General features: G+C 49.0%; 19 protein-coding genes. 9 read left to right on the forward strand and 10 right to left on the reverse strand.

Annotated elements, in window-relative coordinates; genetic code table 11:
* The first annotated feature begins 202 nt into the window (after positions 1 to 202).
* Together AC5JLB_RS00080 and AC5JLB_RS00085 are read left to right on the forward strand one after the other, a co-directional pair.
* The gene (locus AC5JLB_RS00080; RefSeq protein WP_495871819.1) at positions 203 to 817 is read left to right on the forward strand and encodes a phycobiliprotein lyase; all 615 of its coding nucleotides are present in this window, start codon (positions 203 to 205) and stop codon (positions 815 to 817) included.
* A 28-nt stretch (positions 818 to 845) separates the two neighbouring features.
* Entirely contained in the window at positions 846 to 2,000 is a 1,155-nt protein-coding gene (locus AC5JLB_RS00085) for an extracellular solute-binding protein (protein ID WP_495871820.1), read from the forward strand.
* Here the strand turns inward: AC5JLB_RS00085 and AC5JLB_RS00090 are convergent.
* Both AC5JLB_RS00090 and AC5JLB_RS00095 read right to left on the reverse strand, forming a co-directional pair.
* The gene (locus tag AC5JLB_RS00090) at positions 1,951 to 2,706 is read right to left on the reverse strand and encodes a hypothetical protein (protein ID WP_495871821.1); all 756 of its coding nucleotides are present in this window, start codon (positions 2,704 to 2,706) and stop codon (positions 1,951 to 1,953) included. The two genes, AC5JLB_RS00085 and AC5JLB_RS00090, sit on opposite strands and share 50 nt — an antisense overlap.
* A 16-nt stretch (positions 2,707 to 2,722) precedes the next feature.
* Positions 2,723 to 5,635: a PAS domain-containing hybrid sensor histidine kinase/response regulator gene (locus AC5JLB_RS00095; protein WP_495871822.1), complete on the reverse strand. Its 2,913-nt coding sequence runs from the start codon at positions 5,633 to 5,635 to the stop codon at positions 2,723 to 2,725.
* Positions 5,636 to 5,850: 215 nt separating this feature from the next.
* On the opposite strand from AC5JLB_RS00095, the gene AC5JLB_RS00100 reads away from it, so the two are divergent.
* Positions 5,851 to 6,258, forward strand: coding sequence for a hypothetical protein (locus AC5JLB_RS00100; protein WP_495871823.1), 408 nt, complete (start codon positions 5,851 to 5,853; stop codon positions 6,256 to 6,258).
* 11 nt (positions 6,259 to 6,269) lie between these two features.
* Here the strand turns inward: AC5JLB_RS00100 and AC5JLB_RS00105 are convergent, their stop codons facing one another.
* Both AC5JLB_RS00105 and AC5JLB_RS00110 read right to left on the reverse strand, forming a co-directional pair.
* Positions 6,270 to 7,403, reverse strand: a complete 1,134-nt coding sequence (locus AC5JLB_RS00105; protein ID WP_495871824.1) for an aldo/keto reductase — start codon at positions 7,401 to 7,403, stop codon at positions 6,270 to 6,272.
* A 120-nt stretch (positions 7,404 to 7,523) separates the two neighbouring features.
* Positions 7,524 to 8,030: a bifunctional nuclease family protein gene (locus AC5JLB_RS00110; RefSeq protein WP_495871825.1), complete on the reverse strand. Its 507-nt coding sequence runs from the start codon at positions 8,028 to 8,030 to the stop codon at positions 7,524 to 7,526.
* A 496-nt stretch (positions 8,031 to 8,526) separates the two neighbouring features.
* Between AC5JLB_RS00110 and ribE the strand changes: the two genes are divergently transcribed.
* Positions 8,527 to 9,195 carry a riboflavin synthase gene (gene ribE / locus AC5JLB_RS00115; RefSeq protein WP_495871826.1) on the forward strand — a complete coding sequence of 223 codons (669 nt, stop codon included), beginning with the start codon at positions 8,527 to 8,529 and terminating at the stop codon, positions 9,193 to 9,195.
* 182 nt (positions 9,196 to 9,377) lie between these two features.
* Here the strand turns inward: ribE and AC5JLB_RS00120 are convergent, their stop codons facing one another.
* Positions 9,378 to 10,652 carry a M23 family metallopeptidase gene (locus AC5JLB_RS00120; RefSeq protein ID WP_495871827.1) on the reverse strand — a complete coding sequence of 425 codons (1,275 nt, stop codon included), beginning with the start codon at positions 10,650 to 10,652 and terminating at the stop codon, positions 9,378 to 9,380.
* A 662-nt stretch (positions 10,653 to 11,314) separates the two neighbouring features.
* Between AC5JLB_RS00120 and pgeF the strand changes: the two genes are divergently transcribed.
* Positions 11,315 to 12,091 carry a peptidoglycan editing factor PgeF gene (gene pgeF / locus AC5JLB_RS00125; RefSeq protein WP_495871828.1) on the forward strand — a complete coding sequence of 259 codons (777 nt, stop codon included), beginning with the start codon at positions 11,315 to 11,317 and terminating at the stop codon, positions 12,089 to 12,091.
* Between the two features lie 53 nt (positions 12,092 to 12,144).
* On the opposite strand, the gene AC5JLB_RS00130 is transcribed toward pgeF, so the two are convergent.
* Both AC5JLB_RS00130 and AC5JLB_RS00135 read right to left on the reverse strand, forming a co-directional pair.
* Positions 12,145 to 12,909 carry a TIGR03943 family putative permease subunit gene (locus tag AC5JLB_RS00130; RefSeq protein WP_495871829.1) on the reverse strand — a complete coding sequence of 255 codons (765 nt, stop codon included), beginning with the start codon at positions 12,907 to 12,909 and terminating at the stop codon, positions 12,145 to 12,147.
* Positions 12,910 to 12,915: 6 nt separating this feature from the next.
* Positions 12,916 to 13,932, reverse strand: coding sequence for a permease (locus AC5JLB_RS00135; RefSeq protein ID WP_495871830.1), 1,017 nt, complete (start codon positions 13,930 to 13,932; stop codon positions 12,916 to 12,918).
* Positions 13,933 to 14,297: 365 nt separating this feature from the next.
* Here AC5JLB_RS00135 and cruF point away from each other — a divergent pair, with 365 nt between their 5' ends.
* From cruF to AC5JLB_RS00150, 3 genes are all read left to right on the forward strand, one after another.
* The gene (gene cruF, locus AC5JLB_RS00140) at positions 14,298 to 15,239 is read left to right on the forward strand and encodes a gamma-carotene 1'-hydroxylase CruF (protein ID WP_495871831.1); all 942 of its coding nucleotides are present in this window, start codon (positions 14,298 to 14,300) and stop codon (positions 15,237 to 15,239) included.
* 133 nt (positions 15,240 to 15,372) lie between these two features.
* Complete coding sequence (gene cruG, locus AC5JLB_RS00145; protein ID WP_495871832.1) at positions 15,373 to 16,611, forward strand: 2'-O-glycosyltransferase CruG; 1,239 nt, start codon at positions 15,373 to 15,375, stop codon at positions 16,609 to 16,611.
* Between the two features lie 259 nt (positions 16,612 to 16,870).
* Positions 16,871 to 17,179 carry a photosystem I reaction center subunit IV gene (locus AC5JLB_RS00150; RefSeq protein WP_495871833.1) on the forward strand — a complete coding sequence of 103 codons (309 nt, stop codon included), beginning with the start codon at positions 16,871 to 16,873 and terminating at the stop codon, positions 17,177 to 17,179.
* 191 nt (positions 17,180 to 17,370) lie between these two features.
* Here AC5JLB_RS00150 and AC5JLB_RS00155 read toward each other — a convergent pair whose 3' ends face one another.
* Positions 17,371 to 17,997: a DUF1294 domain-containing protein gene (locus AC5JLB_RS00155; RefSeq protein WP_495871834.1), complete on the reverse strand. Its 627-nt coding sequence runs from the start codon at positions 17,995 to 17,997 to the stop codon at positions 17,371 to 17,373.
* Between the two features lie 191 nt (positions 17,998 to 18,188).
* Here AC5JLB_RS00155 and AC5JLB_RS00160 point away from each other — a divergent pair, with 191 nt between their 5' ends.
* On the forward strand, positions 18,189 to 19,046 hold the full coding sequence (locus AC5JLB_RS00160) for a DNA-formamidopyrimidine glycosylase (protein ID WP_495871835.1): 858 nt from the start codon (positions 18,189 to 18,191) through the stop codon (positions 19,044 to 19,046).
* Here AC5JLB_RS00160 and AC5JLB_RS00165 read toward each other — a convergent pair.
* Positions 19,036 to 20,064 carry a cysteine hydrolase family protein gene (locus AC5JLB_RS00165; protein ID WP_495871836.1) on the reverse strand — a complete coding sequence of 343 codons (1,029 nt, stop codon included), beginning with the start codon at positions 20,062 to 20,064 and terminating at the stop codon, positions 19,036 to 19,038. The genes AC5JLB_RS00160 and AC5JLB_RS00165 overlap by 11 nt on opposite strands.
* A gap of 585 nt (positions 20,065 to 20,649) precedes the next feature.
* On the reverse strand, positions 20,650 to 21,867 hold the full coding sequence (locus tag AC5JLB_RS00170) for an HNH endonuclease family protein (RefSeq protein ID WP_495871837.1): 1,218 nt from the start codon (positions 21,865 to 21,867) through the stop codon (positions 20,650 to 20,652).
* Positions 21,868 to 21,903: the final 36 nt, after the last annotated feature.

Consider the following 21,903-nt stretch of genomic DNA (forward strand, 5'->3'; position numbering starts at 1 on the left):
CGCTGGCGAGCGATCCAAGATTGAAGACGCTGGCGAGCGATCCAAGATTGAAGACGCTGGCGAGCGATCCAAGATTGAAGACACGGCAAGCGATCCGATAGGACTGACGCAGAAGTTTCTCCTTGGTGCGTTAGCCCAAACTAAAATTTGCTAAATTCACTGCTTCTGTCACACTCGTAGATACGGCTCGATAGGAAAAGTAATGCTCAGTTTTCAAGAATTTTTTGATGCTTGTTCTGGCGTCTGGAAAACCGAAAGAACATATCACTCTATGCCCAGTGGCGACATCGAGCGATCGTTTACCGAGTTTCATGTTGATCGCTTAACTGACATCGAGGCACAGCGCATTCTTACGCCATCTAAAACCTTTCAGATTGATCCCGCTCAACTTGAAAAGGGGGGCACGTGTCCGGGGTTCGCGATCGCGTTCGATACCCTGTCTGAAACCGGCGAACGAGTCGCGATGAGTCTTAAAGCCCTGTTTGTCCCCGATCAGTATGTCACCCATTCTGCGCCAACAGAGGCTTTGATACTGCCAGTTGTGTCTCACGTTGCGGATGGTGAGACTATTCAAGGATTCTATTTACGCGATCAAGGCTATTCTGAACCAGGCGAGATCGCGGGTCGGTTCACTTATCAGCCGATGCGCCAAACCTTGGAAATGACAACGCCCTACAATCGATCGATCGCCGTTGATCAAATGCGTCTCATTTCTCCTGATGTCCGCCTGCGAACGATTGTGACGTACAACCGTCCAGAGCCGGGACAAGTGCCTTCAGAGATCACGCTGATCGGCTTTGGCGTTGAGCGAAAATAGAAATAGAACAAGAGCTTGGATGTGAGGCATGGATCGACGGAGTTTTTTAGTAGGAACCGCTGCCCTTGGGGTTTCGTTAGCGGGATGCAGCCCCGCACCGAATGCGTTGCGGGTGCGATCGCTGCGAGATTCGGTTCCAGCGCAAGTGGTAAGCCAATTTCATAAACAGTTTAATCAAGCGGCGATCGACTTTAAGCCAGAAGATCAGCTAGGAGACGTGTTTGCCCTGCTGCAGAAGTGGAAGCAACAGGGCAATCTGCCCACTCCGTTTTCTCTTCCAAGCTGGATTCCTTTCATTGGCAATCGGGATGTCGCTGCTCCCGATTTAGCAACGTTAGGAGATTATTGGCTGACTACGGCGATTCAACAGGGATTGATTCAACCTCTGGATGTATCGGCATGGGAGCAGTGGACGCAACTACCAGAAAAATGGCGTGCGATCGTAACTCGCGATAATCAAGGTCGCCCTGCTGAAAACGGTAAGGTTTGGGGCGCACCCTATCGGTGGGGCAGTACTGTGATTGCCTACCGGGCCGATATTTTTCAAGAAAAAAACTTGACGCCGCCCACAGATTGGGCTGATTTGTGGCGAGAAGAGTTGAGGGGACGAATTTCGCTGCTCGATCAGCCCCGAGAAACGATCGGGCTGACACTCAAAAAACTTGGTAAGTCCTACAACACACCGGATCTGAGCAAGGTTGAGAATTTAGAATCTGAGTTAAAAGCCTTGCATCGGCAAGCCAAATTCTATAGTTCTGAAACCTATCTACAGCCGTTGATGCTAGATGACATATGGGTCGCGGTGGGCTGGTCTTCGGAGGTTTTGTCCTCTAGACAGCGCTCCCCTGGCCTTAAAGCAGTCTTTCCGTCTTCAGGAACGGCTCTTTGGGCGGATGTGTGGGTTCGCCCCGCGACTGTGGCTACCCAAAATCCAACCCTGTCTCAATGGATTGATTTTTGTTGGCAACCTCAGATTGCGCCGCAGCTTTCCCTCCTGAGTCAAGCGGCATCCCCGATTCTGACAGCGCTTAAGCCAGACTCTTTGCCTGAAGCGTTGCAGCGTGACCCGCTTCTATTTCCCGATCCTAAAACGTTGCTCAACCGCAGCGAGTTTCTTGAACCGCTCTCTCAGGCTACGGTCGAACAGTATCGTTCTCTGTGGGCAAAAGTCCGTCAGGGCTAGTGCGTCCCCGAATGCCGAACTTGCCTGTAGAATCGAGCGCTAAACTACACGCTAGAGAAGCTTGTGACTTTAATTTATCTGACTTTAGTTTGTCTGACTTTGGTTTGTCTGACTTCAATGAGTCTACGGTTTCCTGAGTGTTGGCGACATCAGTGTTGAACGCGCAGGTGTAGGCCGCTAAGAGTGTGCCTTGGCGATTGAACACGCGGACATTGTGGCGGTAGTCGCCTGCAACGGTTCCGAGGCGATGCACAAACTGATAGCGTTCTAAATAGTCGAGCAAACTCCACACTTGCTGATTGACCAAAAAATCGACGCGATTCGATTGTCCATTCGTTCCAGGACACGCCAACCAGCGATCGATCAGTCTCCGTCCAAATTGGGCTTGGGCGGAAATTTCGTCTCTTAGCCACCAAAAGCTAGGAACGGTGAGTCCAGATTCTGACATTGAGGATTCCGTCGTGCCTCTGACAGAAGATGAACAGGAACCGTCTCGCATTTGAGCAAAGACAAATGGCTCGCTTGACGGAACTAAAGCGGATTTAAAGGAAGGGGCTACCTCTACGGCATTAAGTGCTTTGTCCGAGATCACACTCTGACCCATGCTCATAGCAAGCAGCAAAACACCCATTCCCAATACCTTCCGTGCCAGCACCACAATAGACCGGGCTGTCTGAGTCGCTAAACGCTCTTCTTCATTCCTCATCCCTCATCCTCCCAATTCAGCTCGAATCTCGCACAAGGTCAAGCACGATGGCAACCACGTGATCAGGATCGAGCGGTTTTGAAATGTGGTGCTGAAATCCTGCTGCGATCGCGCGTTCTTGATCCACTTCACTCGCATAGGCTGTCAGCGCGATCGCAGGCAGCGTCCTTCCAGTCGCCCGAATCGTCTCAATCAAACCGTATCCATCCTCTTCTGGCATGCCAATATCACTGATTAGAATGTCAGGATTGAAGCGTTCTAGAATGTTCAGAGCCTCTGATGCGGAGTCGGCAACTTGAACGATCGCACCTGAATCTTGTAGCAAAAACGCGACGATATCTCGCGCATCAAAATCATCATCAACGACCAAGGCGTGGAGACCAGCGAGGGGTGATGGTCGTCGCGAGGACTCTGCCGTTTCACAAGTCGGCTCAGTCTCTTCGGTCTTTAGCAGCGGAATCTCGACGGTGAAGGTTGCGCCTTGGTTGTCTCCCAAGCTTTCTGCCCAAATTCTGCCGTTGTGCAGTTCGACGAGTTGCCGCGCGATCGCAAGCCCTAGTCCTAACCCGCCAAATTTACGAGTGGTGGAGCCGTCTTCTTGCCGAAAGTACTCAAACACATGCGGTAAGAACTCCGCATCAATGCCGACACCTGTATCTTTCACCTGAACTCGCGCTTGATTCCCCACTTCCGTTAGGGTTACGTCTATTTGTCCTTGCTCTGGTGTAAATTTGATGGCATTGGACAAAAGATTCCAAAACACCTGCTGCAATCGACCCGCATCTCCCAAAATGGATCGAACATTTGGATCAAGCGTCACGTTCAGTCGAATCGCTTTCGCATCTGCGGCAAGCCGAATTGTTTCGAGGGCAGCCGAAATTACGAAGCCTAGATTGATGGGGAACTGATTTAAGGTCAGTTTGCCGCGCATGATGCGGGACATATCCAGCAAATCTTCCACCAGTTGAGACTGCAGTTTAGCGTTGCGCTCGATCGTGTTGACGGCATCCTGCGTTTTTTCTGGGCTGAGCCGCCCGCTTTGCAATAGCTTTGACCAGCCTAAAATCGGATTGAGCGGCGTCCTCAGTTCGTGAGATAACACCGCGAGAAATTCATCTTTGAGTTGGTTGGCGCGTTCGGCTTCTTGACGAATAGCCTGTTCCTGAGCCAAGGCACGCAGACTTTGTGCGGTGTAGCGATCGCGCTCCTCCACCGCACATTTTTGATCGTGAATATCCGTACAAGACCCATACCATCGGATAATCTGCCCGTTCTCATCTCGCAGTGGGAAGGCGCGTCCTAAGAACCAACGATATTGCCCGTCACTGGCACGGCGAAAGCGGTACTCAATCTGATAGTCCTTGCCAGTACGAATCGACTCGTTACACAGGTCAATACAGTGTTGCAGATCATCGGGATGTAGCACAGGCTCCCAGCCCCAGCCCTGGCTCTGCTCTAAGGTCATGCCCGTATAGTCAAACCAACGTTGGTTGTAGTATTCGAGCCAGCCATCGGGTCGAGCCGTCCAGAACATGTTCGGCATTGAATCGGCAAGTGCCCGGAAGTTCTGCTCACTCTGTCGCAATGCTTCTTCGCCTCGCTTACGATCGCTAATGTCAAGAACGAAAGCGACGTACTCTTCTTGCGCTTCGCCAATCAGGGTGTAGCCTATCAGCACCCAAACTCGGCTACCGTCTTTACGAATGTATTCTTTTTCGTAGGGTGCACAGGCTCCGCGCGCTTGAGAGTCTGCGATCGATTGCTCATCAACTGGCAACCATTCGGACGGAGTGATGTCTGTCCATCTCACTTGTCCTGACTCAAATTCTTGACGGGAGTAACCGATAATCCGCAAAAATTCATTGTTGGCATATTTAATGCCGCCGTAGATATCTCCAAATGAAATGCCAATCAGGTCAGAATCGACAAATTGGGTTAATCGGGTCTCGGTATCTTGTAGCGCTTGCTCGACGCGCTTGCGATCGGTAATTTCCTGCACAACGCCATTGATGCCTAGCACCCGTCCGTCTTCTACAAACGGATAGTAGCTCGACCGCCAAACTCGCTCCACTCCAGGCTGAGCGCGATTAGTGCCGACCACTTCTAAATCTAAGATCGGTTCGCCGGTTTCAATCACGTGCCGAAACAGGGGTTCAACGTGATCCGCAAGTTCGGGCAAAACCTCCCGAAACGTCCGCCCAACATGCTCGGATGCAGGTGTTCCATTGATCTCGGTCAGGAGGCCATTCACCCGAACATAGCGAAAATCAGTATCGACAAAATACAGCCCAATCGGAGCCGTCGCATAAATTGCTTCGATTTCTGCGAGCCGTTGGTGAGACAACCGTTGCGCCTGTCCTAACTGAACCGCGATCGAAGTCATATTGTGATTAAGTACCTGATTGAGGCGATCGAGTTTCGCTTCAACTCGGTCAAGGTCAGCTTTTGACTGCGATCGCTCTAAATCTGAGCCAGCGTTAGAGGAGCCGTCTAAACAGGCTGGTGAGACAACTCGCAGCGTCGTCACTACGGCATAAGGAGTCGTGGCATCTTGAAAGAGAGGATTGGAGTCTAGCTGTAGCCACACCAGCGTCCCGTCTGCACGATAGAATCCGAGCACGGCTTTCTGGCCAGGTTGACCGGGGGCAGCGGTTCCGTCGGAGTTCTGCCCCGGAGCGATCGCAAACTGAGCGATCGCAAAAGGTGAACCATCTGGGCGAATCGTTCGTCCCAAAGCATCCAACGAAGTCTTGCCAATAATTTGCTCAGATGGGTAGCCCAACAATTGCTCTGCTGCTACATCGCAAGCTTGAATCGTTCCGTCTGCCGATTGCAGCACCATGCCAGCCTTATCACTGCTTAGAGACGCAGGCTGAACGTTGCTATCAACGCCTCTTGCTGCCTGTGACACGGAAAATTTCTCTTGCATTCCAATCTGACTCTAAAGATTGTTACGTTTTGTCAATTTCTTTTCATCAAATTATAGACCCAAAGGAACCAGCATCTATCGTTTGAAATAGCTTGCCTCTTATGGTAAGCGCTATTTCTTGAAACGTCTCTAACGATTAGGCAGCACGGTTTGCTCGGATACAATAATGAGGACGACAAGGCTAATTCACCCTCAGAAAGCTGCCGCTTAAGACCATGCTCAATCCGCTTCGCCCGCTTAAATATTTGCCGTGGATTCCACTACTTCAGGCATCTGTAGTAACCACCATCTTTGCGATCGCGGTTGATCTGCTCCTATTTCTCAGTTTTCTTGTGCCTGTGGTTCAAACGGTTGCCCTGCAACTGCTCAACTCTCCCTTAGAAATCCTGATTCGGTTAGGGGCGGCGGTTGGGGTGGGAGCGCTAGGAGTGGTGGTCTTAAAGCGCTGGTTTCGTCAAATTATCGTGACAAACTCCGTTCTGTGGGCGCTCGTTCCGTGTTTGCTGCTGTGTTTGTTTCTAAAATCAGTACTGGGTCTGCCCGCTCCGTTGCTACCAGCATTGGACTATACCGTTTTGATCGGCGTTGTTTTGGGCGTGTTTTGGAGAGGACGACGCTACTAATCCTGCCACTGCTAATCTTGCCAAAGTCGGCGTCCTGCTTTGCCCTTTAAGCGATCGTGCGTATCGCGCAGCAAGGTCGGAATATCGAGCGCTTCGGGGCAGCGAGGCAAACAATCGCCACAGTCGCTACACCGATTAGCTTTGCTTCCGGGAAACCAGTGTCCGGCATTTTCAAACATGCGATAGCGGTATTCTCCAAATGCCGTCATGTCATAGCCCACGGCTAAATTTCGTAACCGCAATACCTCTGGAATATGAATGCCTTCAGGACAGGGCAAACAAGCATAGCACTGGCTACACAAGTCGCTTTGCAACACCGCTTTCTGGTGGTCTTTGAGACGAGCAATAACACTGGTTTCATCTGAGGTCAGCTTCTCATCGCGAATGGTGAGAATAGCATCTAACTCGCTTGGGGTGGCAGCTCCGACACTGAGTGTAGTGATGCGTGAATCGCTGAGAAGAAATTGATAATTTAGCTCCAAGGGAGAAAAGGGCTGACAGAGGTCAATCAAGGTTGGCGGCGGTGTGTGCAGCAGTCCTGCTTTATCGGCTGGAGAGATGATAAATACGCCCATATCTTTTTCAGAAGCGCGAGCGATCGCAGCTTCATTTCTCCTGAAAAAGAGTGAGTAATGCAAATTGACAAACTGAAACAAATCAGTTTCGATCGCAGCTAAAATTACCTCCAAAAATCCGTGGGTTGAAAATCCAACGTGGCGCACTCGTCCGTCTGCCTGTGCGTTTTGAACCGCTCGCATACACCCGTCTTTCGCCGTCACCCAGTCAAAATGCTCCCACGTGTTTAAGCCGTGAATGCCTAAACTATCGAGATAGTCTACTCCCAAGCGCTGCAACGACTCGTCGATCGATCGCTCCATTGCATCAGCATCGAGCGTTGGCGGAATCTTGGTTGTTAGGTAAAGCTGTTCGCGTGTCGGCCTTGTGCCTTGTGCTAATCCTCGAATTGCCGCTCCCAAAAACGCTTCGCTCTGTCCGTAGCCCCTCGCTGTTTCAAAATGAGTGATGCCGATCGCGATCGCACGCTGCACTGTTTGCGCCGCGAGTTCTTCAGACGCTAGGCGCATCGTTCCTAGTGAAAAGACAGAGTAAGGTAAGTTTGTTTTGCCGAAGCGACGGTAGTGCACAGTCTTCTACGTGAACCCAAAAAACGGCCTATCCGGATCTCTGAATTTCTCGAAAAAATTGGAGATCTTTACAGTCGAGCTTTGCTTCTGGTAGTCGGTTGACGAAGCACGAGGCTTGATTTACTGAGCTTCCCCACTACTAAACCGTCCTTTCTGAATCAGATCATCGGGACTCAGATTGGAAATAAAGTCTCGGAAAGCACGGCGTTCAGCCTCATCCGCATCGCGATCCACCGGAATTGAGGCATCCGCGATCACTTCTTCCATCACCCATATCGGGCTGTTGGTGCGGAGAGCAATTGCGATCGCATCGCTTGGGCGCGAATCAATTTCACGCCGAGCGTCGCCCTGCATCACAACTAACACGGCATAGAACGTATTATCTTGTAAGGAATGGATAATAATCTTCTCCAGCACCATATCCCACGCTTCCATCAAATTCACAAAAAGATCGTGAGTTAGGGGTCGTGGAGGAGTCTGGTTTTCTAAGACGCTGATAATTGCTTTCGCCTGATCTTGTCCGATATAAATAGGAAGCGCTCGTCGGTCGATTGAATCCTTTAATAGAACGATCGGGCTTCGAGTAGCAGCGTCTAACGCAATTCCAGCGACCTTCATTTCAATCATCGGTATAGCCTCTGAACTCCTCAGGCAAGGGGATACTGCGATGTCGGGACAGGGAGCCATTAAAGACTCCTCACCCTGTAGAGTAGAAAAATCTGAGGGGGTGAGCTACAAGTATGCCCTGTCTCCCTTGATCCTAAATGATCAAGCCCAAAATTTGACAAAATACAGGACACTTCTATATTTCACCGAACACCTAAAATTAAAATCAGCGGTGATGAGGATATTACTAGACCTCAAATGGGGGCAAAAAATATCTTTTGGCTACTCTTTTGGCTACTGTGTAAGATCTCATCACTTCCTGTAGAAACGCGATTAATTGCGTCTTTATAACATGGTAGCGAAGTTAAGCAACAGGTATATAACACTACGCTCTTCTGAAAGTACCTCAAGTTGGTTGGTAGTGCGTAAATCTTGATCAAAAAAGAAAAATATACGTGGAAGGCAGGGTGTAGCGTAAAGTAAGTTCCCTTCTAGTCTTACTACACTCTTTAGCCTCATGTTTACCGGACTTATTCAAACCGTTGGAACATTGACTTTGCTTAACGCTGAGCAAGTTGAAATTGCCTGTCCTGACCATTCTGCTTCTCTAATGCAGGATTTAGAGATCGGAGATAGTGTTGCTATCGATGGCATTTGCTTAACCGTGACGGAGATTAAATCCAACGGCTTTATTGCTGATGTGTCTCCAGAAACGGTTCGTCGGACTACGTTGGGTCAGACTGACGACGGGACAAAGCAAGTCAATTTAGAAACGTCGCTACGAGTAGGCAACAAACTCGGCGGACATTTCGTAACCGGGCATGTTGATGGAGTAGGGACATTTCAATCGGCAATTCAGACGGCGACATCTTGGGAGATGACGTTTGCCACTCAGAGCGCATCTGTGGCGCGGTATATTCTTCCGAAGGGAAGTATTTCTGTGAATGGCATTAGTCTGACGATCGCAGATTGTGCCCCAGATGGCTCATGGTTTACGGTAGCGGTGATTCCTCACACCTATGCTGAAACCAACCTATGCCACCTCAAACCTGAAGGCTGGGTCAATTTAGAGGGTGATATTCTCGGCAAGTATGTTGAAAAGTTTTTGGGATCGGGACAGTCGTTATCCGATGCGATTCCCGATCGGATTTCCCCGACGTTTCTGGCCGAGCATGGCTATATGTAGTCGAGTCCTGTCGGAACCTATCGAGGTGATAGCAACGGATTTGGTAGCGGATAAACGGATACAGATTAGGCATCAGTACAATTTTTAATCTGCTACATTCGATCCGCTGCCAACGCAAAACCTCTCCACCAGTTCCGAAAGTTCACAAAGCGGACTCTGGAAGATTGTTCGCTTCTTGCAGGTTAATTAGCGGCTGTTTTCTGAGGAAGCTGACTTTGGCTGACCTGTAGCGATTTTGCCAATCTCGCCACAGACTGCTCTAGAGCAAATCCAGCATCTTCCGCCACCCAAGTACCATCTTGCATTTGTTGACGCAATTCAAAGTGCAGGTGAGGTCCAGTCGAGTTTCCAGTGCTGCCTACTCGCCCGATCGCGGCTCCTTGCTGAACAATATCACCAGGTTTAACAAACACTTCTGATAAGTGAGCGTAGAGGGTTTGTTGTCTTCCATCGGTGTGTTCGATCCCGATCGCGACGCCATAGCCGCCCATCAAGCCCGTCATAATTACCCGACCCGCTAAGGCCGCCAACACAGGAGTTCCCATCGGTGCCCCCAGGTCGGTTCCGGTGTGAATGCGCTGCGCTCCGGTGATGGGGTGAATCCGCCAGCCAAAGAACGAAGTAATAGCCGTCGGAATCGAGAGCGGAAAGAGCAGGCTCACGTTCCCGTTTCCTGGCATTCCGAGGGGACGAACCGTGCGATTGTAATAGGACTGAACAGTGCTGTAAGCACTGCCGACAGAACCACCGTTCCAGCCAATGCCGCTCGACGACAAACTGACTGGGCCGACCTGCACCTGTGCAGCACCGACTGAATCTGCCTCAGCAGATACTTCAGCAAATTTCGGACGAACTACGCCTGAAATCACATTCGAGATTGTTTTAGAAATGCCTGATGGTTTGACTGCTATAGGCGCTTTAGAAGCTGCTCCACAACTGCCGACTTGTCCCTTCTGTACCGAAAACTCGCACCCGGAGGTTCGCTCTGAGAACACAACCGCGTCAGGCGCTTCATAGTCTTCCGAAGCGGCGGGCGGCTGACCAATTAGGTCGGAAGCCGTATTTGCACGACTAGGCGCGCTTTCCACATTGCGCTCTGCGCTGACCGGAGCGGAGACTCTTTCAGAAGCTAAAGGCGGCGACGTTTCTGGAACTGCCTGTTCGGGAGGTGCGATCGCGGCAGCGGGATTGGGCTTAACCTTAACTACGACTGGAGATTCGAGGGCGGCGGCTTCGTTTCGCACAATGGTAATCGCAGGTGGCTCTGCTGGCAGCGTAGCTGTGGGGGCAGCAGTGGGTGCAATAGAGGATGGAGTAATAGAGACTGACGGCGAGGGAACTTGAGCAAGGGCAACTCCACTGCTAAAGACACTGAGGCTGCTAAGACAACCAAGGCGTTTGATCAAATTTTTACGACTGCACATCGCTTTAGCGGTTGAATTGGATTGCTGGGTCATCTTTGAGTCTCCTCACGCACAGTATGCTGATGGGTATTTATAAAAGTGTCTCGACAAAAAAATGTTTCGACAAATGCTTTGGCACTATCAATCCGACACCATGTGAGTTTATTAAAGTGCCGCTCACAAAGAAATTGATTCCGAGAAATTTCGGAAGTATTTACACTAATTAACCATATCTCTGCCCTATCGTACCGAGTTTTATGAAGATTTCATCGACAGCATTTTGCTGAGCCGCTAAATCAACTTACCGCCTTGAAGTCCGCCTGCTGACGTTAGGCTGCTACCAGTGCTAGCAGCCTGACACAGCGGTCGCTAGTGCCGTGAGCATTTCCAGTGACTCGACCAAAGGTGTCGGTTGTTCCCGGAGATTGCCAACGCCAACATTGGATCAAAATGGCTTTCGTGATCCGGTCAGGCTAAATTCGAGCTTTGAGAATGATCTCACTCAGGTTTGACGCATTTTCAGGACGCGATCGCTAAGCCGCTTCAGATAACTGAAATTCTATTCGTAGTTTCACTGAGGTGAGCCGGAGTGCTTCACAAAGCTTTTACAATTTTCCAAGCAATACATTGGCTGAATTAAGTACATAGCTTCGTCACTTTACCAAAACCGAGTAACGTTACCATAAAATCTTGCTTCTCTTTACCTCTTCATCCTTATGCACACTTGGCACTGGCAAATCTGGAACGATCTTCCCTACCTTACCTGTAGTCTGCTTGACCCGTGGCCGCATGGATTTTTTACCCAACAGTTTGCACCGCGATCGCCATTTGAATTGACGGAGATACTGAGCGCCGATGCTCAGCCTTACCGTACCCAGCAAATTCATGGTGATATTGTCCTTGCCCCGTCTGAAATTCTCAATCCTGACGATCGCGAGGAGTTCTCTCAGGCAGATGGATTGATTTCTGAACGAGCAGATCAAGCGGTGTGGGTCTGTAGCGCGGACTGTACGCCTGCTTTGATCGCCGATGTTAGGACGGGTCAAGTGTCTGCGGTTCATGCGGGCTGGCGGGGAACGGCGCTGAAAGTTATCCCGACTGCGATCGCTCGTCTGCGCGATCAAGGTAGCGATCTACAGGATCTTCGCGTAGCTTTAGGTCCAGCAATTTCGGGCGAGGTCTATCAGGTGTCTCATAGCGTAGCCATTGAGGTTGGTTCGACGATTACGGCGTTGCAAACCGATCTGCCTGACGCCGAAAAAATAGACCAATTACGTCAATTGCCCAATTCGCCCATTTTGCCTGACGCAACGCCGGGACGATCGCGATTAGATGTCCGACAGGTCAACCGGATGCAGCTAGAACAGTTAGGACTGATGCCAGAGCAAATTGCGATCGCGCCTCACTGCACCTATCAAGATCCGACGAATTTCTTTTCGTACCGTCGCGAGAAACTGAAGAAGGTTCAGTGGTCTGGCATCGTCAGTCGCTAATCCCATCCCAGTGGGGACTTAGGCGGACCCTTGCCAATACATAAGTTCTAATATCAATAATCGTAAGGATTCTTCGGTTGGGGCACTGGCTTGAGAGAATTGGCTTGCAGCGTGAGTTGCCGTTTCCCGTCCAGCGTTTCCGTAATCATTTGACCTTCTACTTCTAGCCAAGTATCTGCCGCATAGGCTTTGCGGTCGCCGGTTGTCAGCTTCACAGGCAAACTGACGGGATAGGCGTCTGCCGCACAGCAGGTAATGGCAAACCGAGTCAGCAGAAAATACTGCTCTGACAATTTTGGTGAGTACACTACGAATCCTTGTATCTTCGCTTTTTGTCCAGCGTAAGCATCGGGTTCGGGATACACCTGGAGCGATCGAATCCAATCAATCAAATTCTTGTCTTCAGAGCGGGAAGCGGCCCGAAACGCTTGGGGTTTGACTCGGGTGTAAGGAATGGCTTCTGCCACGCCACGATCGAGAGCCGTTTGGCTGGCAAAGGCTTGGGGGGTAAACACTAGCCCCGCGATCGCCATGATGAGCATCAAGAGACTGCCCCACCCCGGCGGAAACAGGCTGAGGTGCTGCATCGGTGGCATTTGCCGTCCGGGACGACGACTCGCTTTCCAGATAAAAAACGCTTTCAAGGCACTGACCAGCAACAGCGTAACGGCAGCCCCAACGGTCAGCCAACCATAATTTGGGTGAATCAGTAGAAAAAGCTGACCGGTGAGCCAGAACTTGAGTAAGGCAATGCCCCAAGCTGCGATCGCCATCACATCAAGCCACGGAAGAAGGGAGCGAAAAGAAAGTCGAGCCATGAACGGTTAACTGATATACAGGTTTAAAGCGAGCGTCAATAAGAACGTCAATTGGGCAGCGAGCAAAAAGAGGTAAAAGATTGCTCTGGGTTTGAAGATCGACAGCATCAGCCCAACCCCTTTAAGATCGATCATCGGGCCAAACACCAGAAACGCAACCAGAGAGCCGCTCGTAAACGTGGAAGCAAACGAGAGCGCGAAGAATGAATCTACCGTCGAGCAGATCGAAACGACACCCGCTAACAGCATCATTGCCAGAATCGAGGTCACGGGACTTTGACCCAAGCCAAGAATTAATTCTCGCGGCACAAACACCTGAATGACAGCCGCGATCGCGCTACCCAGAATGAGAACGCCGCCCAACTCGCGCATCTCTTGAATCGTGTTGTCTAGCAACAGCCGGAGTCGATAGCCAGTAGGTTTTGTCGCCGTCGCCACCATTGCCGCCTGTAACTCTGATGGGTCAGTAATCAATGGTCTTGCTGACTGCCCCAGGAAATACGTGCCGGATTGCAAGAGAGGAGACGTGCCGCTACTGTAATCGGCTGATGCTTGAGAACGGTAGGACAGAACCGACGCCAACGCAGGCTGCAATAACGGACGAACATCCTTTTGTGTCCCAAATACCCAGCCGATGATCGTCGCGATCAAGAGCGAAAACCCGATGCGATACAAAACGATTTCTGGCTGACCGCGAAACGCCGTCCACGTAGCCCAAAAGACGATGGGGTTGATCGTTGGAGCCGCAAGTAAAAATCCGATTGCTACCGGAACCGGCGCACCCTGCATCAGAAGCCGTCTTGCTACAGGTATGTTCCCACATTCACAAACGGGAAACAGAAACCCAATACAGCTCCCAACCAAAGATCCGAGTAAAGGATTTTTAGGCAAGAGTGCTAGCAGTCGCCGTTCATCGACAAAAAACTGTAGCAATCCAGAAAATAACACCCCCAGTAACAAAAATGGAATCGCCTCAACCAACAAGCTGAGGAAGAGGGTGAACGCATTGTTCAGTTGATTCATTTAAGTCCAGTTGCACCTGTTGTGAGGAGATTGAGGGATTCTAACCTAATTTCGGAATCTGTAATTCGCTTTTCATGAGGTGGGCGTATACTTTCATTGCCCAAAAAGGGGCGTAGCAGACGCGATCGCGCCCCTAATGGCGACCAAAATTACAAATTATTTCTAGTGAATAGAGGTATTTAAACCGGATTAACCATTCGTCTAGCGGCCCTATTGCAAATTGCAGCTTAGGAAGGAAAAATTATTTCTGCTTCAATAGCCTTCAGAAATCTAGAAAAATGCTGAGCGATCGCGAGAAAATCGTTAAAGATTTGTAAACTGTATAGCAGGCATGGTTCAATGCCACATTTTCAGAGGAGTCCCGTATGAAGCATCTAGTTACTGTTGAGCGTGGTTGTCTCATCGGTCATAGCTTGTCGCTGGCGTTTGGATTAGCAGGGCTGCTGCTGGTGTTGCCCAATCCTGACTTTATTGGAGCGCTCCCTACTATTGGTCAGTCGGCCTTTGGCTGGAGCATGGCAAATGGTGGGGTAGCCTATATTCTTTTGGGCGCAATTACTGTCAGCATTTACGCCTATCGAACCCTTGGTGTATGGCATTGGCTGACGTTCATGCTGCCCACGGTGGTTTTGTCGCTAGGCAGCGAACTGTTGGGGACGAGTACGGGATTTCCATTTGGCGCATATGGCTACCTCAGTGGGTTGGGATACAAAATTGCGGGGCTTGTGCCATTTACGATTCCGCTGTCTTGGTTTTATGTTGGCATGTGTTGTTATGTGCTGGCGCGGGCGGGATTAGAGCGATTGAAGTTCCCTCTGTGGGCGACGATCGTAGGCGCGATCGCGCTGGGTTCGGTGATGCTAACGGCTTGGGATTTCGTCCTTGACCCAGCGATGAGCCAAACCCCTTATCCGTTCTGGGAGTTTAAAGAAGTGGGGGCGTTTTTTGGCATGCCGTACCGCAATCTATCGGGCTGGTTTGGCACCGGGGCGTTGTTTATGGCGGTTGCTTCTGTGTTCTGGGGCAAGGTTTCCCTTAATCTTAGTCGTGCTCAGTTGACGGTTCCGTTGGCGGTTTACCTGATCAATTTTGCGTTTGGAGCCATCATTACCGTTGCTCAACTAGATTCTCGATTCTGGATTCCGACAGCGCTAAGTGTGAGCTTGGGTGTTGTGCCTGCGATCGCGCTTTGGGCAATGGCTCGATCTAGCTCCGCAGAGTCAGTGGAAAGCCTTTTACAAACGCCGCTTGCGACTACCAATCGCGGCGATGTGCCACCCGTTACGGTTGGAATTGCTCAAAAGTAAGGCTGAGTCATCGGTTGTTCTAGATAGGGGCGTTCCCATAGGGTCTCTATCTAGAAAAATGGCCGTATTCAGAAATAGTTGTGTTGAGAACTAGCTGTATTTAGAACGATTAGAGGAACAAAGGGGTATCGGATTGACGACCACACTTTTTCGGGTAGGACTCTACAGCCTGGGTTTGATCCATTCCCAGGCTTTCGCATTTTCGGGTGAAGATGCCGTTCTCGCCGGGCTACTGATTATTCAGATCCCGGCGATCGCGATTCTGCTGTCCCGACTTCTCAAAGGCCCGACTCGTCATCCGCCGCTTGAGCCTCGATCACCTCGACCCGGACTGTTTGGACAAGTGAGTGTCGTGGTTCCAACGCTGAATGAGGCGAAACGCATTTCTCCCTGTCTTGAAGGATTAACGCGCCAAACCTATGAGGTGCGAGAAATAACGGTCGTCGATAGCCGTTCGACCGATGGCACTCCAGCGCTGGTTCAAGAGGCGCAACAGAGCGATCCTCGCTTTCGGCTCATGACGGATGATCCGTTGCCCTCCGGCTGGGTTGGGCGTCCGTGGGCGCTCCATTCTGGCTTTCTGGCCAGTTCTCCCCACAGCGAATGGATTTTAGGCATTGATGCCGATACGATTCCGCATCCGGGACTCGTGTGCAGTTTATTGGAAACCGCGATCGCAGAAGATTACGATCTGATCACGCTCTCACCGCGCTTCATTCTCAACTACCCAGGCGAGATTTGGTTACAGCCCGCGCTGCTCATGACCTTGGTATATCGCTTTGGACCTGCTGGAGATCAAGACAATCCGCCCGAGCGAAAAATGGCGAACGGACAATGTTGCCTCTGTCGGCGATCGCTGCTGGTTCAATTAGATGGCTATGCCAGCGCTCGAAACTCGTTCTGTGACGATGTGACTCTAGTCCGCTATGCCGCCGCACGCGGAGCTAAAGTCGGCTTTCTCGACGGAGCCAAGGTGCTAAAAGTCCGCATGTACGACGGCATGAAAGAAACGTGGGATGAATGGGGGCGATCGCTCGACCTCAAAGATGCGGCTACTAAGGGTCAGGTGTGGGGAGATCTATGGTTATTGACGGCAGTGCAGGGATTACCGCTATTCATGCTGCTAATTTCTGGCTTTCTTGTGGCCAACGGAAACACGACGCTCCCAGCTTTAATCTCGCTCGGTGTAAATGGGTTTTTAGTCGCGATTCGGATTGCCTTAAATTGGGCGATCGCACCCTCATATGATCTCTCTCAAGCAACTGCTCGCTGGCTCTTCTGGTTTTCTCCTCTCGCCGATCCCCTCGCCGTCCTCCGAATTTTCCTTTCCTCTACCCAAACTCCCACCCGTTGGCGTGGCAGAACCTACTAGTGGTTCACCTTAAACTGAGTTGAGTCGCCTTATTTTCTATCCTTCATCCCTCATCCCTCCTCGCGAAGCGGGTCGAAGACCTCCCTCATCCCTTCTTCCGATTGTTTCAGATTGTTTCAACCCATCCTCCTAACTGCTGAACCGTTCACCAACCGTAGTAAATTGGGGAAAATTATTCATCAAGCGAGGTCAGGTGACGGGTTCTTAGCGGAAGTTGTCGCCTAGCTGGTTGATGTTTGATAACAAAAGGAAAACACTCATGGTTCAACGTGGTTCTAAAGTCCGCATTTTGCGTGAAGAGTCCTACTGGTTCCAAGACGTTGGAACGGTTGCTTCTATTGATCAAAGTGGCATCAAATATCCGGTGATTGTCCGCTTCGATCGCGTTAACTATACTGGCTACAGCGGCAATGCAAGTGGTGTAAACACCAACAACTATGCCATGAATGAATTAGTTGAAGTCGAGCCTCCAAAGGCTAAAGCAGGCAAGGCTCCGGCGTCAGCATCAGCGGCTGCGAAACCTGGGAAAGTTGAGGCTAAACCAGAAACGCAGAAGAAAAAAGACTAATCTCCTGCGAATTAACTGTTTACTCCGAAAACTAACACTGTTGCATTCATCGAGTAGAATTCAAACAAGAATTCTGCTCGATTTTGTGCGACTTTCAGCTTCATTAAACTAGGGTTATTTCAGGTAGCTGCTGTTGCTCAAACCTCTGTTGCTTAGACTCTTTAAAGACGCAAGCAAAAAAATGTCGCGTTTTACTTGAGGAAAAGCCAGCCCGACCAAAGCAGCAAGTGGAGTGTAACAATTCCCCAGAACACTGCTTGATAAGACCTCTTTTTATTCTTGTGACGAATCGTGCGTTGAGCAACGAACCCTCCTAACCATCCACCTGCTAGTTCATGCAGATGCAATCTGTTTTCTGAAATTCTCCATCTGTTCCGCTTCGCACGAAACTTATCATCCTTGTACAGTGCAAAAGTCCATACACTCATTGTGGGATAGAGAATAAGCGGAATGGGATTAGCAGTTACCAATGCAAATTGGATCGCTCCCCACATTGGCAACGCCGATAGAAGCAATGTTGCCAACACTAGAACTAGATGCTTAAGTACGGTGTTTCTAGATGTGGATCTATTTGTTGAAGCGGAGACAGATTTGGCTCTTGCGCCTAAGATAAAAGCGTTGTCTGCACGAACTTCGTTGTTCTGGTTGAAGGTTGGGTAATAGTAAATTACATCACCTGCCTGCGGACGACGGGTTCTATCTTTCAATGCAGTGATGTGAAGAAACACATCCTGGCTACCATCGGCTGGTTGGATGAACCCAAATCCTTGCTCATCTTTCCATACGGTCAGTTGCCCTCTGTGCAGACCCGGTTTCATTCAAGAAGCCTTAACTTACTACTGCTTCGTAACGTACCCACGCTAAGACTAGAACTAGCAAGCTTTAGGTTCTCTCAATCTATGGATTAGCTCGACCTATGGATTAGCTCGACCTATGGATTAGCTCTCCCAATCCCACACTGGTTTGAACTCGTGATAGCGTGAGGGTGTTCAGCTAAATTCTTTTCCTCGTGCCAGAACTTCCCGAAGTTGAAACGGTTCGCCTCGGCCTAAATCAAGTCACTCTCGATCAAACCATTCAGGGCGGCGATGTGTTGCTTGATCGCACGATCGCGGCTCCTAGCTCTTCCTTAGAATTTGTTGCCCAATTGCAGGGCTTATCGATTGTTGAATGGCATCGCTACGGAAAATACTTGCTTGCCGAACTTTCTTCATCGCCAGCAAGTTGGCTTGGCGTTCATCTTCGGATGACGGGACAGTTGCTATGGTTGAGCCAGAACGAGCCACTGCAAAAACATACTCGTGTTCGATTATTCTTTCCGAACGGGCAAGAATTGCGGTTTGTTGATCAGCGCACCTTTGGACAGATGTGGTTTGTCCCCCGCGATCGCACTCCCAAATCTATCATTACCGGGCTGCAAAACCTGGGGCCTGAACCCTTCTCAGACGAGTTTTCGGAGGAATATTTTGCCCAATGGCTGCGCGATCGCAAGCGCCCGATCAAAAATGCACTCCTCGATCAAACCCTCGTTGCTGGAGTCGGAAACATCTACGCGGATGAAGCGCTTTTTCTAAGCAAAATTCATCCTCAAACGCTGTGTACAACGCTGAGCGATTCAGACATCAAGCGTTTGCGAGAGAATGTAATTCAAGTTCTCAAAGACAGCATTGCAGCTAGAGGCACATCATTTAGCGATTTTCGCGATGTGTCGGGTGTTAATGGCAATTATGGTGGCATCGCTTGGGTTTACGGACGCGATGGAGCAGAATGCCGCGCCTGTACAACACCGATTGAACGCCTAAAGTTGGCAGGACGATCGGCGCATTTCTGCCCTCAGTGCCAACGCCGTCAATCGGTTAACCCTTGAGCCAAGTCTCAATTGGATCGGTTGATTTGACGAGGTGCATTCCTGCCTCTGCAAATCGCCTAAACGCAGCATCAGCTTGCTCACTAAAGTCAATTACACCTGGAACAACAACCGGAGAGGTGCAATCTTCTAATAAATAAACCTTTTGGGCAAGACGCAGATCTTTCGCCTTAATTTCAGTGAGCAAATCATCGATCGTCCACGCAACGCAGTGGCTCTTTGCTTGTCCCGCAATGATCACCGCATCAAAATCAAACAGTGATTGGATGAGATGACTATTCTTCTCGGCGATAAGCTGTCCATCAATACTAGAAAGAACTTCTGGACTCAGCGCAGAGTAGTTTTCTGTAAGAGGATTATTGCCTTTAATCTCAAAGTTCGTCTGGCTGCTGCGAGCGATGCAGTGAAAGAATGTTGCTTCCTCAAAGGCAGAAACTAATGCGTGTCCAATACCGCCCAACATTGAGTGATACGCCCACACCGTTAACGGATATTTTCCATCTTGAGTCAGTTGCTTAGTATAGTGCAGCGCATGATTTTGCAGTGCCTCATAATTGCCGCGCTTTAGACTGTACGCGATCGCAGGATTGACCTTCCAAACTCCATTCTCAACATCGTCTAGGGTAATCATTGTGGCAGTTGGCGTGGGATGTTCTCCTGCCTCATTGATCCAAAAGATCGGATGAAAAATTTGCATCGCCGTGTGCGTGTCCATCGTCGGAGCAATTTCTGTAATGACTCCGAGGTTGCGATAAATGAATTGACACAAGCGATCGCTATCCTCTACCGCTCCCTGACCTGACTGCCCGCCCACAAACAACTCAAAATCAGGAATGCAGAACGTATTTTGCACATCGATCGCCAGCAAACACACCCGCCGATCATCCGATGACGCAGGCTGAATCTGATGCTGCTTTGCCCACTGCTCAGCGTCGATCGCACGTTGCTGGTAAGGAACACGCCAAAAGGTGCCGACTTTCGTGCGATCGTAATGTGCCGGAATCGGAAGCTGCATCATACGGGTATCGCCGCTTGAATGGACTGAGAAACTTAGGAAACTCGTAACTGAGTTACTGATTCAAGAGATCATGGCACGACTGACGTTACGAGATAGCTCAGTATGCCCTAACCCTTCAACTCTTTAGCAAATCTTTATTACCAATTCCCAAACCAGATTTGATGCTGAGTTCCTAACTACTCAAATTTTAACTTCTTTATTTATGAAAACCCATTCTAGAGAACGATTGCACCGCATGCGCGCTAGCACCTAAAGCATGTTTCCTACTACTCCAGTTGTTGCATCAAGAAATGCTGAGACTTTACCGACTTGCGCTTTGGCATTCTCAAACAACGAACGATCTCTATAAGCAGATCTGTTCTTGCTTAGCTTTCCACAAATATTTTGCCGATTCGTTCTAGGCACAAATTTCACCAAAGTGAGTTCCGATACTTCAGATTCATACCGTTTAAATACAATCGAAGGGAAGCGAAAATTGGTGGACGAAAGCAGTTTTTCTAATAGGATATGAAACCTTTCGGAGTTAGGTTCTCTAGTAAGCGAGCTTATCACTCTGTAGAAATACGAAAATTACAACTGAGTGATTTAACCTTTCAATAGCTTCTTGACCGTTTCAAACGAACTACCTAAATAATATGTCTTTAGTAAATCAAAAACTCGATAGTGGTTTTCTCTAAGTGTTTCGATATTCCATTCATTATAAGTCATAAAAATGTAATTAGTATTTGCTCTGTTTTCTATGGAGCCCTTATATTTAGTTTTTTTATCAGGAAACTCTTTATTACTTAGTGATGAATTCTTCTTTCTATCTACTAAAACTACATTTCCAAGCCTGTGAACCCACTTTTTATGATCGAGTTCAGAAATACTAGAGGTTTCTCCTAAAATTCTAGGCATTATATGTTCCACAGAGGAAGTGCTGCCATCAAAGTAAATTCTCGAATTCAAACTACTTGATAAGAGATCTATTTTTAGTAGTAGGTAACGAGTTTTGTTAATTCTTTGCCCTGCGTAGTCCCCCCACTTTTCATTGTCAAGAAAATCGAGAAAGTGCTCAATTTCAACAACAGTAGAAGCTTTTTCGTCTTGATATTCATACTTTAGGACAGGAGAATCAAGAAACTGTGATGCCAGTTCTTTTATATCTCCGGTTTGTTTTGATATCTCCTCCATCTTTCTTAGTAAAATGAAGATTCTTGATTGAAGGTTTCCCTTACCCGTCAACCAGTAAACTGAGCAAAGGTTATCTAACCTAATTAAAAAGTCGCAAATTCTAAACTCTTTGAAGCATGCCCTGTAATGCATTAAGGGAGCAACATAAGCATTCCCGTAAGTTTTTGCTAGTATGTAATTAAGATTTACGAAAAAGTTTCCAACCTCATTGGTACAGATATCATTACTGGTAATAGCCTGCAAATGCTTAGCGTAGCGACCGATGACTTCAAAAGTTCCCTCTCCTCTAGTTAACATATTTCTACCATACATAAATTTGAAGGCTTTGTTAAGGTTTTTGTTGTCATCACTTCTATATTTCATTGTTATAAAAACGATAGCCCACAAGAACTCATCAAATGAATTATATGGTTCATTTATAGCGCTTTCATATTTCTCCCATTTCTCGGCAAATTCTTTTCGGTTGCCCTCATCTTTTATGTGCCTTAAATTTTGTGCTCTTAAGATATCACTTGCTTGTAGTTGAAGACCTCGGCTATTTAGCACCGTAAATAAATTGTAGGCATCATCAAGATTATTAGGAGTTGACAAATATATTATTAAAACTCTCGTACTAGGTTGTGTTGACATTTCAGCGAAGTTCAATCAGCAAGGCAGTGAAATAAA

It is taken from the genome of Myxacorys chilensis, from assembly GCF_059505265.1.